We start from the raw sequence: 15,195 nt of genomic DNA on the forward strand, positions 1-15,195 counted from the left end.
GGAGCCGGCGCTCAGACGAGCAGGCCGTCCGCGAGCACCTCGAGCATCGGCCGGACGGCGTCGGCGTCGAGGTCGGCGTTGTCGGCCACGGTGGCCACGCCGCCGATCAGGCGGGCCATCTGCAGCGGCTCGACGCTGGTGCGCAGCGCGCCGCCGAGGTGCTCGATCACCCGGCCGTTGGCGTTGGCCAGCACCTGGCACTTGGTCAGGATCGGCGAGTCCGGGTCCCCCAGGGCCGAGGTCAGCTTGGCCGGGTTGCCCTTGTAGGAGCTGATCAGGCCGACGTAGGTCTCGAACCAGCCGAGCAGGACCTCCCGCGGCGAGCCCTCGCGGACCAGCGCCTTGTCGGTGGCCACCTCGACGCTGTCGACCCAGGCCTGCATGACCGCGTCGAGGAGCGCGTCGCGCGTCGGGAAGTGCCGGTAGAGCGTGCCGGCGCCGACGCCGGCCCTCTTCGCGATCTCGTCGAGCGGGGCGTCGTACCCCTTCTCGCGGAAGACCTGCCGCGCCACTTCCACGATCTTGTCGTAGTTGCGCTGAGCGTCTGCTCGCACGGCCTTCCTCCTCTGATCCGGGGTCGCACGACGATAACCCCTTGCTAAGCGGAGACATTCTCCGTATCGTTGAACACGAACCGGAGGAACTCTCCGGGTCAACTGTACCTCGGCCTCTCCGGCCAGAACAGGAGAAACCCACCCATGACCTCGACCGTACTGCCGCGCGCCCACAAGGCGCCCCTGCCCAGCGACCTCCCGCCGAACGCCGGACGCGCCGCCGCGGGCATCTTCATCGTCCTGATCGCCCAGCTGATGCTGGTCCTCGACGCCACCGTGGTGAACGTGGCCCTGCCGCACATCTCGACCGACCTCTCCTTCAGCCCGGCCGGGCTGTCGTGGGTGCTGAACGGCTACACGCTGGCCTTCGGCGGCCTGCTGCTGCTCGGCGGCCGCCTCGGCGACGTCTTCGGCCGCCTCCGGGTCTTCTGGCTGGGCCTGGCCGTCTTCACGCTGTTCTCGCTCGTCGGCGGCCTGGCCCAGTCCGCCGAGATGCTGGTCGTCAGCCGCGCCCTCCAGGGCGTGGGCGCCGCCATCGCTGCACCCTCGGTGCTCGCCCTGTTGACCACCAGCGCACCCGACGAGGCGGCCCGCAATCGGGCGCTCGGCCTCTTCACCGCCGTCTCGTCGGGCGGGGGCGCCCTCGGCCTCATCCTCGGCGGCATCCTCACCGACCTGATCTCCTGGCGCTGGACGCTGTTCATCAACGTCCCGATCGGGTTGTTCGTCCTGCTGACAGTGCGCCGCTTCGTCACCGAGACGCCGCGCCGCCCGGGTCGCTTCGACATCGTCGGCGCCATCGCCGCCACCGGCGGCGCGGTCTCGGTGGTGTGGGGCCTGATCGGCGCCCCGGACCACGGCTGGGGCTCCGTGCGCACGATCGGAGCACTCGCCCTGGGCGTCGTGCTCATCGCCATCCTGGCGGTGACCGAGCGTCGCGTCGCCCACCCGCTGCTTCGCCCGAGCCTGCTGCGCAGCCACCGGCGGGTCGCCTCGTTGGCGATCATGGCCACCTTCTACGGCGGGATGATGGCGATGTTCTTCCTGATGGTGCAGTTCCTCGAGGACGACCTCGGGTTCTCACCGCTGACGACCGGACTGGCCTTCCTGCCCATGCCCGCGAGCATCTTCACGCTCTCCCGCATCACGCCTCGCCTGGTCGCCCGCTTCGGGCAGCTCCCCCTCATCCTGGTCGGGACGACCGGCATGACGCTCGGCTTCCTCCGGCTCGCCGAGCTCGGCTCCGGCGCCGGCTACGTGGACGTCTTCCCCTCGCTGCTCACCCTGGGCATCTCGGCGGGCCTGACGTTCATGCCGATCACCTCACTGGTGCTGCTCGGCGTCGAGCCCGAGCACGCCGGGTCGGCCTCGGGCCTGCTCCAGACCATGCAGCAGCTCGGCGGCTCGGTCGGCCTCGCGGTGATCGCCTCGGTGTACGCCGCCAACGCCGTACCCGGCGACTTCCTGCACGGCGCGCGCTACGGCTTCGGCGCCTCCGCGATCCTGGCCGGCCTCGCGCTGGTCAGCGCGCTGACCCTGGCCGCGCGGCTGATCCCGCGTCGGTCGCCGCGGGTGGCGCTCGACTGACCCGATCGAGCGTTTCCGCAGGTCAGAGGCCCGTTAATTACATCGCTGTAGTTTGAAGAGAGGCCTGTTGCTGGTGTGACTGGAGTGCTTAAAGTGCTCACGCCATGCCTGCCTCCTCGCCTCGACACCTCACCGCCGCAGGCCTGTTCCGACTTCTCGGAGCAGGCCTCGCGGCGTTGCTGGTCGCCGCCCTGCTGACCGTCCCCCACCACGCCGCCGCGCCGGTCGCGCTCGTCAGAGCCACCGCCTCGACGAATCCGGCGACGCCCGGCAGCTTCACCGGCTACGGCTTCGACCAGTGCCAGGCACCGAGCCAAGCGGCGATGGACACCTGGCTGGCGACCTCCCCCTACCTCGCCGTGGGCGTCTACATCTCCGGCAACTCCCGCGCCTGCCGGACGCAGACCAACCTCAACGCCACCTGGGTCAGCACCCAGCTGGCCAAGGGCTGGAAGCTGCTGCCGATCACGCTCGGGCCCCAGGCCAGCTGCAGCACCCGGTTCCCGCGCTACGGCAACGATCCGGTCATCAGCGCCACCAAGGCGGCCAACGGCACCTTCGCGACAGCGGCTGCCCAGGGCAAGGCCGAGGCCGACAAGACGCTCGGGGTCGCGGCGGCCCTGGGCCTGGTCGCGGGCAGCACGATGTACTACGACATCGAGGCCTTCGACACCTCCAAGGCCAGCTGCCGCAACTCGGCCCTGGCGTTCCTGTCGGCCTGGACCACCGAGATCAGGGCGCATCACTACCTCTCCGGCGTCTACTCCAGCGCCAGCTCCGGGCTGAAGATGCTCGACCAGGTCCGGGCGAGCACGCCGAGCGCCTACGCGCTGCCCGACCAGGTCTGGATCGCCGACTGGAACCAGCAGGCCAACACCAGCTCCTCCTACGTCTCCGGTGCCGGGTGGATGCCGCACGCGCGGATCAAGCAGTACCAGGGCGGTCACAACGAGACGTACGGCGGCGTGACCATCAACATCGACCGTGACTTCCTCGACGTGGGGCAGGGCAGCGTCGCTCCGGCCGAGTCGCACTGCGGCGGGGTGCCGGTGGACTTCACGACCTACCCGAACCTGAAGCAGCCGGCCACCGGCGGCACCGTGACCGCAGCGCTCAAGCCGTACGTGAAGGCGCTCAAGTGCCTGCTGACCGAACGCGGCGGCTACCACGGCAAGGTCAACGCGCGGTTTGGCAAGCCGCTGGTCACAGCGGTGCGCACCTGGCGCACGACGCACGGCTTCGGGGCCGGCTCGGGCGCGTGGAACAAGAAGCTGTGGCTCTCGCTCTTCGCCAGCAACGCCCACCCGACCCTGAAGTACGGCTCGGCGTCGAGCGCTGTGCGCGACCTGCAGCGGGCACTGACCGTCGCGGTCCCGACAGCCCGACCCTCGATCACGGGGCGGTTCGACAGCGCGACCGTCACAGCGCTGACGGCCTACCAGAAGAAGCTGAAGGTGAAGAACCCGGGCATCGCCGCGGCAACGACGTGGGCCCAGCTCGCCGCCGGGAAGCGCTGAGGCCCTTCGTCCGGATCAGGCGAAGACGCGCTCGGCCAGGCTGGTGAAGAAGCCGAGCCCGTCGGTGCCCGAGCCAGTGAGGTCCTCCACGGCGTGCTCGGGGTGCGGCATCAGACCGACCACGTTGCCCCGCTCGTTGGTGATGCCGGCGATGTCGCGCAGCGAGCCGTTCGGGTTGCCGTCGAGGTAGCGCGCGACGACCAAGCCCTCGCCCTCGAGCCGGTCGAGGGTCTCGGCGTCGGCCACGAAGCCGCCCTCGCCGTTCTTCAAGACGATGGTCACCTCGGCGCCCTCGGCGTACGCCGCCGTCCAGGCCGTCCGATTGTTCTCGATGCGCAGGCGCTGGTCGCGGCAGACGAACCGACGGTGGTCGTTGCGGATCAGCGCGCCCGGAAGCAGGTGCGACTCGCACAGGATCTGGAAGCCGTTGCAGATGCCGAGCACGGGCAGGCCCTTGCCGGCCGCCTCGATCACCTCGGTCATCACCGGGGAGAAGCGCGAGATCGCGCCGCAGCGCAGGTAGTCGCCGTAGGAGAAGCCGCCCGGCAGGACGACCGCGTCCACACCCTGCAGGTCATGGTCACCGTGCCAGAGCGCGACGGCCTCGTTGCCACCGATCCGTACGGCGCGGGCCGCGTCGACGTCGTCGAGCGTGCCCGGGAACGTGACGACGCCGATCCTCATCGGGCGTCCTCCACCCGCACGGTGTAGTTCTCGATGACCGTGTTGGCCAGGAAGATGTCGGCGATCTTCTCGATCTCGGCGAGGACCGCCTCGGTCACCTCGGGGACCTCGAGCTCGAAGCGCTTGCCCTGGCGGACCTCGGTGACCCCCTCGAGCCCGAGCCGGGGCAGCGCCCCCAGGACGGCCTTCCCCTGAGGGTCGAGGATCTCGGGCTTGGGCATGACGTCGACGACGACTCGAGGCATGGCGCGGATTCTATCCGGCACACTGGGAGGCATGAGCAATCCTGCCGTGCAGTCCGCGCTGGGCGCCGCCCGGTTCCGCCTGCAGTTCCCGCAGTCGCTGGCGACGTACGACGACTATGCGACCGCCCAGAAGACCGTCGACTTCCTCTCCGACGAGGGCTTCCCCGTCGAGAACTGCATGATCGTCGGGACCGAGCTGAAGCAGATGGAGCGGATCACCGGCCGCCTCACCACCGGCCGGGTCGCGATCAACGGTGCCGTCTCGGGCCTGTGGCTGGGCCTGTTCGTCGGCATCCTGTTCAGCTTCTTCGTCACCTCGAAGAGCGCCTTCGCCGAGATCGTCTCCACCATGCTGCTGGGCTTGGTCTTCGGCATGGTCTGGTCGCTGGTCGGCTTCGCCATGACCCGCGGCCAGCGCGACTTCGCCTCGGTCACCCAGGTGATCGCCACGAAGTACGAGGTGCTGGTCGAGCACAAGGTCGCCGCCCAGGCGCGGGAGGTCCTCGCCAAGCTCCCCGGCGCGCTCCCCAACCCCTTCGCCTGAACCGACGAGTCGAGGCGTCACCTTCCGCAGGTCGAGTGTCCAACTCGCTGGACACTCGACCTGCGAAAGGTGACGCCTCGACCTGCTCAGCTCAGCTCGCGCTTGAGGATCTTCCCCGTGGCCGTCATCGGCAGCGACGGGACGATCTGCACCACCCGCGGGTACTTGTAGTTCGCCATGTTCTCCTTGCTCCAGGCGACGATCTCCTCCGCCGTCGCCGTCGCGCCGGGCTTGAGGATGACGTAGGCCTTGATCTCCTCGCCGTGCACCTCGCTCGGCACGCCGATCACCGCCGAGAGCGAGACAGCCGGGTGCGTCATCAGCACCTCCTCGATCTCGCGCGGGTAGACGTTGTAGCCGCCGCGGATGATGAGGTCCTTGGTGCGGTCGACGATGTAGTACCACCCGTCGGCGTCGCGCCGGCCGAGGTCGCCCGAGCGGAACCATCCCTCCGGGCTGATCGCCGCGGCGGTGGCGTCGGGCCGCTTGTAGTAGCCCTTCATCACGTTCGTCCCGCGGATCGCGATCTCGCCGACCGCGTGCTCGTCGCCGACGATCGGGTCCCAACCCTGCGGGTCGATCAGCTCCATCTCGCAGCCGACCACGGGCTTGCCGATCGAGCCGGGCCGGGCGGGCTCGCCCCAGACCGAGAACGACGCCACCGGCGAGGTCTCCGAGAGCCCGTAGCCCTCCATGATCGTGACGCCGAAGCGGGCCTGGAACTCCTTGTGGATCTCCACCGGCAACGCCGAGCCACCGGAGACGGCCGCGCGCAGGTTCGCCTTGAGCTGGGAGACGTCGATGCTCTCGTCGAGCGCGCCGAGCAGGCCCCAGTACATCGTCGGCACTCCGGCGAAGAAGGAGACCTTCTCCTTGAGCATCAGCGCGAGGGCGGCGGCTGCCTCGAAGCGGGGCAGCATCACGATCGTGCCGCCGTACGCGAGCGCGCCGTTCTGCACGACGGTCTGGCCGAAGGCATGGAAGAGCGGGAGCACGGCGAGGAAGGTGTCGGGGTTCTCCCGGCTCGCGCCGAACGCCGACTCGCCGATCAGCGCGTTGTCGCGCAGGTTGCGGTGCCGCAGCTCGGCGCCCTTGGGCTGGCCGGTCGTGCCCGAGGTGTAGAGCAGTACGGCGGTGTCGTCCTCGTCGGTGGCCACCGTCTCGAACTGTGGCGGCTGCTGGCCGATCGCACCGAAGAGCGTCTCGGCACCCTCGATGGAGGAGGCAGCGAACGGGTCCGCGGTGATGAGGAAGAAGTGCTCGCAGCTCTCGGCCGCCTCGAACCCCGCCCACCCGTCGGTACCGGTCGGCAGCTCCGGGGTGCCCTCGAAGCAGAAGAACGCCTTCGCCTCCGAGTCGGTCAGGTGGTAGGCGACCTCGCGCGCCTTGAGCAGCACGTTGAGCGGCACCACCGCCGCTCCGGCCTTGAGGATGCCGAAGTAGACGATGGTGAAGTACGGCGTGTTCGGGCTGGTCAGCGCGACCTTGTCGCCGGGCCGGATGCCGCGCTCGACCAGCAGCCCCGCGACCTGGTTGGCGAGCGCGTCGACCTGGGCGTAGGTCAGACGGGTCTCACCGATCACGATCGCATCCCGCTCGGGGTGCTCGCTGGCTCCACGCTCGAGCAGGGCGCTGAGGTTGTAGGCGGTCATATGTCCTCCATCACTCGGGTGCGAGACAGAACCTACCGGCGAGTCACAACGCCGCGTCCAGCGCCTCCCACGGACCGAGGACGACGGCGCCCCAACGACACCCTGCGGGCGCGGAGGCCGGGCTCAGAAGCGCTCGCCGGTGAGCCGCTCGTAGGCCTCGATGTAGCGGGCACGGGTGCGCTCGACGACCTCCTCGGGCAGCGCCGGCGGGCGCTGGCCGGAGCTGCGGTCCCAGTTCTCCAGCAGCCAGTTGCGCACGATCTGCTTGTCGTAGGACGGCTGCGTCTGGCCGGGCCTCCAGTCCTCCAGGGACCAGAACCGCGAGGAGTCGGGCGTGAGCACCTCGTCGGCGAGCACGACGGCGCGGGTGCCGCCACCGAAGTCGTGCTCGTGGTCGTTGCGCAGACCGAACTCGAACTTGGTGTCGGCCAGCATCAGGCCCACGCCCCGCGCGATCTCGTCCGCACGGGTGTAGACCTCCAGGGTGAGGCGACGCAGCTCGGCCGCATCGGTGTGCCCGATCCGGCGCGCGACGTACTCGTAGGAGACGTTCTCGTCGTGGTCGCCGACCGCCGCCTTGGTGGCCGGGGTGAAGATCGGCTCGGGCAGCCGGCTGCCGTCCACGAGACCCTCGGGAAGCGCGATGCCGCAGACCTCGCCCCGCTCGCGGTAGTCGAGCAGGCCCGAGCCGGTGAGGTAGCCGCGCGCCACGCACTCGACCGGGAACATCTCCAGTCGTTGGCAGATCACCGCACGGCCCTTGACCGGGTCGGGGACGTCGGTGGACAGGACGTGGTTCGGCACGATCTCCGCGAGCTGGTCGAACCACCACAGGGACATCCGGGTGAGGATCTCGCCCTTGTCCGGGATCGTGGTGTCGAGCACGAAGTCGAACGCCGAGATCCGGTCGCTGGCCACCATGAGGAGCTGTCCGGCGTACGCGCCCTCGGTGAGCTCGTAGAGGTCGCGGACCTTGCCACTGTGCAGGTGGCGCGCACCCTCGATCGCAGGAGCGGGGGGAATGTTCGGCTCGACCACGGGCACAGCCTAGAAGATCGTCACCCACGCAACCTTCTTCAGTTAGTAGACTGCTTCACGCCACTTAACTCTGGGGGTGCCCTGGTGAGTATCAGCTCGCGGCCGCCGCGTCCCGACTTCCTGATCGTCGGGGCGCCGAAAGCCGGTACGACGGCGCTGCACAGCGCTCTCGCACGGCATCCCGAGGTGTTCGTCAGCTCGCCCAAGGAGCCGAAGTACTTCCTGTGCGACGACGCTCCCCCGCCGCACTGGTGCGGCCCGGGCGACAAGCACTCGCAGCAGGAATGGGTGTGGCGTCGCGCCGACTACGAGGCGCTCTTCGCGACGGCGCCCGCACACGCGGTGCGCGGCGAGTCGACCCCGTTCTACCTGTGGAGCCGCGGTGCGCACCGGCGGATCGCCGAGATGCTGCCCGACGTACGGCTCATCGCCGTCGTGCGCGACCCGATCGACAGGGCCTACTCCAACTGGATGCACCTGTGGTGCGACGGATTGGAGCCGATCCCGGACTTCGTCGAGGCGTTCGGCCGGGAGCGTGAGCGCGTGCAGGCCGGCTACGCGCCGTTCTGGCGCTATCGCGAGCTCGGCCTCTACGGCGAGCAGCTGCAGCATCTCTACCGCTATGTCGACCCCGAGCGGGTGCTGGTGATGCGCTACCGCGAGCTCGTCGAGGATCCCCGCGCCGCCGTGGACAAGGCCAGCACCTTCCTCGGCATCGGCACCGGGCACGTCGACTCGATCCCCAGCGACAACGCCCGGACCTACGTCGAGCCGAGCTGGCGCACCCGCGCCCTCGGACCGGTCGTGCGTGGCGGCGCGTGGCTGGGGCAGTTCGTGCGGCCTGAGGTGTGGCGAAGGGCAGCCCCGCCGCTGATCAAGCAGCTGGGCGGCTCCGGCGAGGCACACCGGCCACTGTTGAGCCAGGAGCAGCGCTCATCGCTGATCGACGTCTTCGCCGACGACATCGCCGTGCTCACCGAGGTGACCGGCCAGGACTTCTCCCAGTGGCTCTCGCCGGTGAGCAGGGGCTCGTTCCGGCAGCGCGCCACCGCCTGAGGAGCCTCTCAGCGCACGACGGTGACGAGGTCGTGGGCCCCGTCGGGCCGCGCGGCCTCGACGTAGTACCGCACCCGGCCGTCGGGGAGCGGTACGGCGGCGGCGTAGCGGAACGCACCGTCGGAGTGCGGCGAGGCGATCGGGGCGGTCTCGGCGTCCGGCACCAGCCTGCTGCCGTCCCAGCGCGCGACCCCCGTGGTCTCGTACCAGTTCGAGGCCGCGTCGGCACGCCCGTCGTAGAGGAACAGGCCGGGGCCGATCGGCGTGGTCACCCGCGCGCCGCGCTGGTCCCACTCCCCCGGCCGACCTCCGAGGACGACGCCGTGGTCGTCCCAGACGAGGCCGTCGGTCGAGGTGAGACGCCGCGTGGTCATCCGGTCCTCGTGACCGGGCTCGGTCAGCGGGTGGCAGCACAACCACATCTCCCAGCCGTCGGCACCGGCCGTGATCACCGGGTCCTTGACCGCCTCGGCGTCATCGCCGGCCAGGACCACCTGCCGGGTCCCCTGCGGCAGCTCCTCGGGCGTCGCCGCCGTCAGACTGTCGACCCACCAGTGCTTGGAGTTCCAGGTCGCGCAGGACAGGTAGAGGCGCCAGCCGCCCTCGGGCAGCGCGATCAGCACCGGCCGTTCCAACGACTCGCACGCGAAGATGTCGCGGCTGACCTCGGCGACCGTCTCGAAGTGGACCCCGTCGGTCGAGCGGGCGACGTCCACCGTCACGCCCCGGCCCTCGGTCAGCGGGCGCCGATTGCGCCACGTGAGCCAGAAGACGCCGTCGACCAGGATCGCGCTCGCCGCACCGGCCCAGTTGCCGGGGCCGTCGCCGGGCGCCTCGATCACGACCTCGGCACCGTCGTACGAGGGCAGGGTGGGCAGAGCTGTGATCGACATGCCTCCACTTTAGTCGACCGGCAAGATCGACAATCGCATTCGTGACAAGGCGTGCTCGGGTCGTCACCATGGCCGCCATGTGGAATGAGCTGACGCATGTCCAGATCCCGCTCGGCGACAAGGTCATCCGGACGGTCGTCGTCTACCTGGTCCTGGCCGTCATCCTGCGGCTCTTCGGCAAGCGCGACCTGGCGCAGCTCAACGCCTTCGACCTCGTGGTCATGCTGCTGCTGTCGAACGTGGTGCAGAACGCGATCATCGGCCCGGACAACTCGCTGCTCGGCGGAGTCATCGGTGCCGTGGTGCTGGTAGCCGTCAACGCGCTGGTGGTGCGCTCGATGCGCCGGTCGGACCGGATCGCCCGGCTCCTGGAGGGCACCGCGACGGTGCTGGCGCGCGACGGGCGCTGGGACGACCAGGCGCTGCGGACCGAGGGCCTGCGCCGCGCCGACGTCGAGGCAGCGCTGCGCCGGCAGAACGCGAACCGGGTCGAGGAGGTCCAGGAGATCTCGATCGAGCCTGGCGGCGCGATCGTGGTCACCCTCAAGCCGGGCGAGGAGTCCGCGACCGTCGAGGACATCAGGCGTCTCGAGGCGAAGATCGACGCGTTGCTCGGCACCCGCTGATCCTGGCGCCCCGTCGCGCCGCATGGTCCAGGCGTGCGAGCGGAACAGGGGTCGGACTACACCGCGCGTGCGGTCCCGGTGCCTCGCGATCGGCAGCACCGGGGCGGATCTGAGCCACGCACGTGCCACAGTCGAGCCTCGATTCGCCTACAGCGGGACCCGGATCGGCAACGAAAACCGCGCGGCGGATAGTCCAGCGCCCTAGGGTGGAATCACTAGGAATCGGGACCCCCGTTTCGGTCAGGTCGGCTCTAGGATTCATACGCCACAGGCCGATCTGACCAGGTGATCGGAACGCGCGTCCTGACCTATCCACGCGCACGTCGGTAGGACGTGCGCACAGAACAGAGGATCGATCCCCCCATGCCTCCTCTTCAGCGCCGACTCCGACTCCGACAAGCCGTTCCGGCACTCGTCGCCCTCACCCTCTCCCTCGGTGCGGCCCCCGCCGCGCATGCCACCACCGCACTCGCACGCTCCTCGGCGTCCCCCACCACCTCCGCGACGCCGAGGACGGGTGCCACCGTTCTGGTGACGGGCTCGGCCGCGGCGGTGCGTGCCGGTCAGCGCCTGGTGGGCCGTGACCCCGGCTTCACCTCCCTTCCGGTCATCGGCGGCTTCGCCGTCGAGGCGAGCACCGCCGAGCGCGGCGAGCTCATCGCCCTCGGTCTGCACGTCACCGACAACGCTCCGGTCACGGTCGCCGACGCCGACTGGGGCGAGGACAGTCACGACGCCTCGGCCGTCTACCCGCAAGTCGATGGGGCGACCAGCGCCTGGGCCGACGGCATCGACGGCAGCGGCGTCTCGGTCGCCGTCATCGACACCGGCATCAGCGACAAGGGCGACCTCGCCGGCAAGGTCATCGACGGTTACGACTTCTCCGGCGAGGGCAGCTACACCACCGACAGCTTCGGCCACGGGACCTTCGTCGCCGGAACGATCGCCGGCTCCGGGGCCGGCTCGGACGGCGCGGTCAAGGGCGTCGCCCCGGGTGCCGACCTGGTGGCGCTCAAGGTGGCCGGCGCGGACGGTTCCAGCGACGTCCTGCGCGTCATCACGGCCGTGCAGTGGGCGGTCAACCACGCCGCCAAGGACAACATCCGGGTCCTCAACCTCTCGCTCGGCACCGACTCCACGCAGGACTGGCGCATCGACCCCCTCGACGCGGCCGTCGAGGGCGCCTGGCGGGCCGGACTGGTCGTGACGGTCGCGGCAGGCAACAACGGCAGCGGCGGCATCGGCAAGCCGGCCGACGACCCGTACGTCATCACGGTCGGCGCGAGCGACGACGCGACCACGACGGCCAGCGACGACGACACCATCGGCTCCTTCTCCTCCGTCGGCCCGACCGCCGCCGGACTGGCGAAGCCGGACCTGGTCGCTCCGGGCACGCACATCGTCTCGAGCCGTTCCCCGGGGTCGACCGTCGACACCACCTATCCGGGCTCGGAGGTCGGCTCGAGCTACTTCCGTGGCAGCGGTACGTCGTTCGCCGCCCCGCAGGTGGCCGGCGCTGTCGCGCTGCTGCTCCAGCAGCGACCGAACCTGAGCAACAACCACATCAAGGGCATGCTCCTGCGCAGCGCCATCGCGCTGCCCGACGCGCCGGCCACGGCCCAGGGCAAGGGCGCGCTCAACATCCCCGGCCTCCTCGGCGCTGCCTCGGTGCCGTCCCCGAACAAGGGCCTCGACAGCTCCGACGGCTCCGGCTCGGTGGCAGCCTCGCAGGGTTCCCTGGCGGATGCGGGCAAGCCGACCGGCGGTGACGGCGTGGTGTGGAACTCCACCGCCTGGAACTCCACGGCGTGGAACAGCACCGCCTGGAACGACGCGGCCTGGAACTCGACCGCGTGGAACAGCACCGCCTGGAACTCGACCGCGTGGAACTCCACCGCGTGGAACAGCACCGCCTGGAACTCGACCGCGTGGAACTCCACCGCGTGGAACAGCACCGCCTGGAACTCCACCGCATGGAACTCCACCGCATGGAACTCCACCGCATGGACCTCCACCGCATGGACCTCGATGGGATTCTGGTCGACTGCATGGAACTGACCCCACCGTCGCGGCAGCCCGCAGGGTCCCTCGACCCTGCGGGCTCGTCCGCGTCCGGTGGGCGGCAGCCGCGGGTGCTCTCCTCGCGCGGTCTCGCCATCGTCTGCATCGCCGTCGCCGTCCTCGCCGTCCTGGTGATCGCGTTCGCCGGCGCGCACCCCGGCGGGGACGCCTTCTCCCATCCCGTCGCGCTGGCGGTCCTCACCGTCCTGCTCACCTACACCCACGTGCGACCCACCCGGCTGGTGCACCGGCACGGCGGTGTCGAGTCCGACCACCTCGACGAGGCGCTCTTCGTCCCGATGGTGCTGATGCTCAGCCCGGTCGAGGTGGGCGCAGCGGTGACCGTCGCTTCGCTGGTCGGCAACCTCGTCGTACGGCGAGCGGCGGTCAAGGTGCTGTTCAACGTCGGGCAGACGGTCCTGGCCTGCCTGACCGGGTACGCCGTCGCCCGCGCGGGCGGCGCGGGTCCCGACGAGTCGATCACGCCGATGGCCATGGTCGCCGGCGCTGTCGGCGGGCTGGTCTTCGCCGCCCTGTCCTCGGTCGCCGTCGCCACCATCGTCCGTCTCGCCACCGGGCATCCGCTGTTCCGCGGGCTCTGGGAGCAGTGGCGCAGCCGTGAGCTCTCCTCCTTCGGAGCCCTGCTCTTCGGCGTCGTCGCCGGGGTGGCGGTGCGCGAGCACGCCTGGATGGCGCTGCCGGCGATCGCGCTGGGGCTGACCGTCGAGCGGGCCTACGTGGCCGTCGTCGTGCAGCGACAGGCCCGCCTGGCCGCCGAGGCGCTGCGCGAGGCGGTGGTCGCCGTCCGCAGCTCCGACGACCCCGAGGAGGTGCGCGAGCAGGTGCTCGCCTCGGCGAAGACGGTGCTGCACGCACGCGAGGCGGTGCTGGTCGACCCGACGACACCCTGCCCACCGGGCGCGCTGCAGGCGAACCTCGAGGACACCACCCTGCAGGTGCTCGATCGCATCGGCGGCGGCACGTGGCTCGACAGCGAGCGCTCCGCACTGAGCACGCTCGCGACAGTCGGCAGCGCCGCGCTGCGCAACGCTCGCCTGATCGCGCACATGTCGGCGATCACCGACAGCCAGAGCGAGGGTGTGCTGGCGATCGATGCGGCCGGCGTCGTCACCTTCGCCAACCCCGCCTCCCAACGGCTGGTCGGCTGCGAGGACCTGATCGGTCGTGTCGCCGATCAGGTGTTCGGGCTCACCGGTCACGACGGTCCGGTGGACCTCACCGCCCTGGCCGGCTCGCACAGCGGCACGCGGGACAGCGACGCCGTCCTGCTCGCCGGGGATCACCGTACGCCGGTCTCCTTCACCGCCACCGGCCTGCCGGAGCCGCAGACCGGCGTCGTCCTGGTGATCCACGACATCACCGAGCGCAAGGCGTTCGAGGAGAAGCTGACCTACCTCGCCTTCCACGACCCGCTGACCTACCTGCCCAACCGGCGACTCTTCGAGGACCGGCTGGACCACGCCCTCCTGCTCGCCGAGCGGCACCACACCACCAGCGCCCTGCTGATGGTCGACCTCGACCGGTTCAAGCTCGTCAACGACTCCTACGGCCACCCCGCCGGCGACTCTCTGCTGGTCCAGGTCGCGCACATGCTGCGCCGCTCCCTGCGCCGCGAGGACACCTGCGCCCGGCTCGGTGGCGACGAGTTCGCCATCCTGCTCGAGGACGTCGCCGACGTGCACCACGCCACCTCGATCGCCCAGCGGATCCTCGACGCCCTGGCCAGCGGCTGCATCGTCGACGGTCACGAGCTGTTCGTCAGCGCCTCGATCGGCATCGCCACCTCCGACCAGGCCGGGTCGCGCGAAGAGCTGGTGGCCGCTGCCGACGCGGCGGCGTACATGGCGAAGGCCGCGGGCAAGGCGCAGTACCGGGTCTTCGCGCCCGAGGGCGCCGAGAACCCCCGCGCCCGGCTCGAGCTGGAGGGCGCGCTGCGGCGCGCGATCGACCACGAGGAGCTGGTGCTCCACTACCAGCCGCTGGTCGACACGATCACCGGCGAGGCGGTCGGCGCGGAGGCGCTGGTGCGGTGGCAGACCCCCGACGGACTGATGGCGCCGTACAGCTTCATCCCGCTGGCCGAGGAGACCGGGCTGATCGTGCCGCTGGGTGCCTGGGTGCTGGAGGAGGCCTGCCGGCAGGCGCAGGAGTGGACGCTCGCGCACCCGGAGCTGCCGCCGCTGGAGATCAGCGTCAACCTGTCCGCCCACCAGCTCAGCCGACCCAACATCGTCGGCGAGATCGGCGAGGTCCTCGAGCGCACCGGCCTGCGACCCGAGCAGCTGTGCCTGGAGATCACCGAGACGGTGATCATGCGGGACGCCGAGGCCGCGATCTCCTCGCTGCGCCAGCTCAAGCGGATCGGGCTGCAGCTGGCCATCGACGACTTCGGCACCGGCTACTCCTCGCTGTCCTACCTCAAGCAGTTCCCGGTCGACGTGGTCAAGGTGGACCGGACGTTCCTCGCCGGGCTCGGCGACAACGCCGTCGACACCGAGATCGTGGCGGCGGTGATCCGGCTGGCGGCCGCGTGCGGCATCACGGCGGTGGCCGAGGGCGTCGAGACCGTCGAGCAGCGCGCGCTGCTGGAGGAGATGGGCTGCCCGCTCATCCAGGGGTTCCTGATCAGCAAGCCGATGCCGGCCGAGGACTTCGCGACGTACTGGGCGACCGAGGCCCCCCTGCTCCTGCCGAGCCCGCGGCCGTAGCCTGCTCCG

General features: G+C 70.4%; 13 protein-coding genes. 7 read left to right on the forward strand and 6 right to left on the reverse strand.

The genetic code is table 11. The annotated features are described in order from the left end of the window. Positions 1-11: 11 nt before the first annotated feature. Positions 12-554: a TetR/AcrR family transcriptional regulator gene (locus P5P86_RS00035; RefSeq protein WP_280609222.1), complete on the reverse strand. Its 543-nt coding sequence runs from the start codon at positions 552-554 to the stop codon at positions 12-14. Between the two features lie 144 nt (positions 555-698). Between P5P86_RS00035 and P5P86_RS00040 the strand changes: the two genes are divergently transcribed. Beyond that, a complete protein-coding gene (locus P5P86_RS00040) occupies positions 699-2,141 on the forward strand; it encodes an MFS transporter (protein ID WP_280609223.1) in 1,443 nt (480 codons plus the stop codon). A gap of 104 nt (positions 2,142-2,245) precedes the next feature. Beyond that, positions 2,246-3,658, forward strand: coding sequence for a glycoside hydrolase domain-containing protein (locus P5P86_RS00045; RefSeq protein WP_280609224.1), 1,413 nt, complete (start codon positions 2,246-2,248; stop codon positions 3,656-3,658). Between the two features lie 15 nt (positions 3,659-3,673). Here P5P86_RS00045 and purQ read toward each other — a convergent pair whose 3' ends face one another. Both purQ and purS read right to left on the reverse strand, forming a co-directional pair. Beyond that, complete coding sequence (purQ, locus tag P5P86_RS00050) at positions 3,674-4,342, reverse strand: phosphoribosylformylglycinamidine synthase subunit PurQ (protein ID WP_280609225.1); 669 nt, start codon at positions 4,340-4,342, stop codon at positions 3,674-3,676. Then, on the reverse strand, positions 4,339-4,587 hold the full coding sequence (gene purS, locus P5P86_RS00055) for a phosphoribosylformylglycinamidine synthase subunit PurS (RefSeq protein WP_280609226.1): 249 nt from the start codon (positions 4,585-4,587) through the stop codon (positions 4,339-4,341). The genes purQ and purS overlap by 4 nt, the downstream gene beginning before the upstream one ends. 31 nt (positions 4,588-4,618) lie before the next feature. Between purS and P5P86_RS00060 the strand changes: the two genes are divergently transcribed. Beyond that, positions 4,619-5,131, forward strand: coding sequence for a YflT domain-containing protein (locus P5P86_RS00060; protein ID WP_280609227.1), 513 nt, complete (start codon positions 4,619-4,621; stop codon positions 5,129-5,131). A gap of 86 nt (positions 5,132-5,217) precedes the next feature. Here the strand turns inward: P5P86_RS00060 and P5P86_RS00065 are convergent, their stop codons facing one another. Continuing rightward, the gene (locus P5P86_RS00065) at positions 5,218-6,783 is read right to left on the reverse strand and encodes a long-chain-fatty-acid--CoA ligase (protein ID WP_280609228.1); all 1,566 of its coding nucleotides are present in this window, start codon (positions 6,781-6,783) and stop codon (positions 5,218-5,220) included. 123 nt (positions 6,784-6,906) lie between these two features. Beyond that, positions 6,907-7,821 (reverse strand): phosphoribosylaminoimidazolesuccinocarboxamide synthase, encoded by a 915-nt coding sequence (locus P5P86_RS00070; RefSeq protein ID WP_280609229.1) that lies wholly within the window; start codon positions 7,819-7,821, stop codon positions 6,907-6,909. Between the two features lie 84 nt (positions 7,822-7,905). Between P5P86_RS00070 and P5P86_RS00075 the strand changes: the two genes are divergently transcribed. Then, positions 7,906-8,877, forward strand: coding sequence for a sulfotransferase family protein (locus P5P86_RS00075; RefSeq protein ID WP_280609230.1), 972 nt, complete (start codon positions 7,906-7,908; stop codon positions 8,875-8,877). Between the two features lie 8 nt (positions 8,878-8,885). Here the strand turns inward: P5P86_RS00075 and P5P86_RS00080 are convergent, their stop codons facing one another. Continuing rightward, the gene (locus P5P86_RS00080; RefSeq protein ID WP_280609231.1) at positions 8,886-9,770 is read right to left on the reverse strand and encodes a hypothetical protein; all 885 of its coding nucleotides are present in this window, start codon (positions 9,768-9,770) and stop codon (positions 8,886-8,888) included. Between the two features lie 41 nt (positions 9,771-9,811). Between P5P86_RS00080 and P5P86_RS00085 the strand changes: the two genes are divergently transcribed. The 3 genes from P5P86_RS00085 (at position 9,812) to P5P86_RS00095 (ending at position 15,186) form a co-directional block, all read left to right on the forward strand. After that, the gene (locus P5P86_RS00085; RefSeq protein WP_280609232.1) at positions 9,812-10,396 is read left to right on the forward strand and encodes a DUF421 domain-containing protein; all 585 of its coding nucleotides are present in this window, start codon (positions 9,812-9,814) and stop codon (positions 10,394-10,396) included. A gap of 363 nt (positions 10,397-10,759) precedes the next feature. Then, complete coding sequence (locus P5P86_RS00090) at positions 10,760-12,454, forward strand: S8 family peptidase (protein ID WP_280609233.1); 1,695 nt, start codon at positions 10,760-10,762, stop codon at positions 12,452-12,454. Then, positions 12,445-15,186, forward strand: coding sequence for a putative bifunctional diguanylate cyclase/phosphodiesterase (locus P5P86_RS00095; protein ID WP_280609234.1), 2,742 nt, complete (start codon positions 12,445-12,447; stop codon positions 15,184-15,186). The genes P5P86_RS00090 and P5P86_RS00095 overlap by 10 nt, the downstream gene beginning before the upstream one ends. Positions 15,187-15,195: the final 9 nt, after the last annotated feature.

The sequence above is a fragment of the Nocardioides sp. BP30 genome, from assembly GCF_029873215.1.
Taxonomy (GTDB): domain Bacteria; phylum Actinomycetota; class Actinomycetes; order Propionibacteriales; family Nocardioidaceae; genus Nocardioides.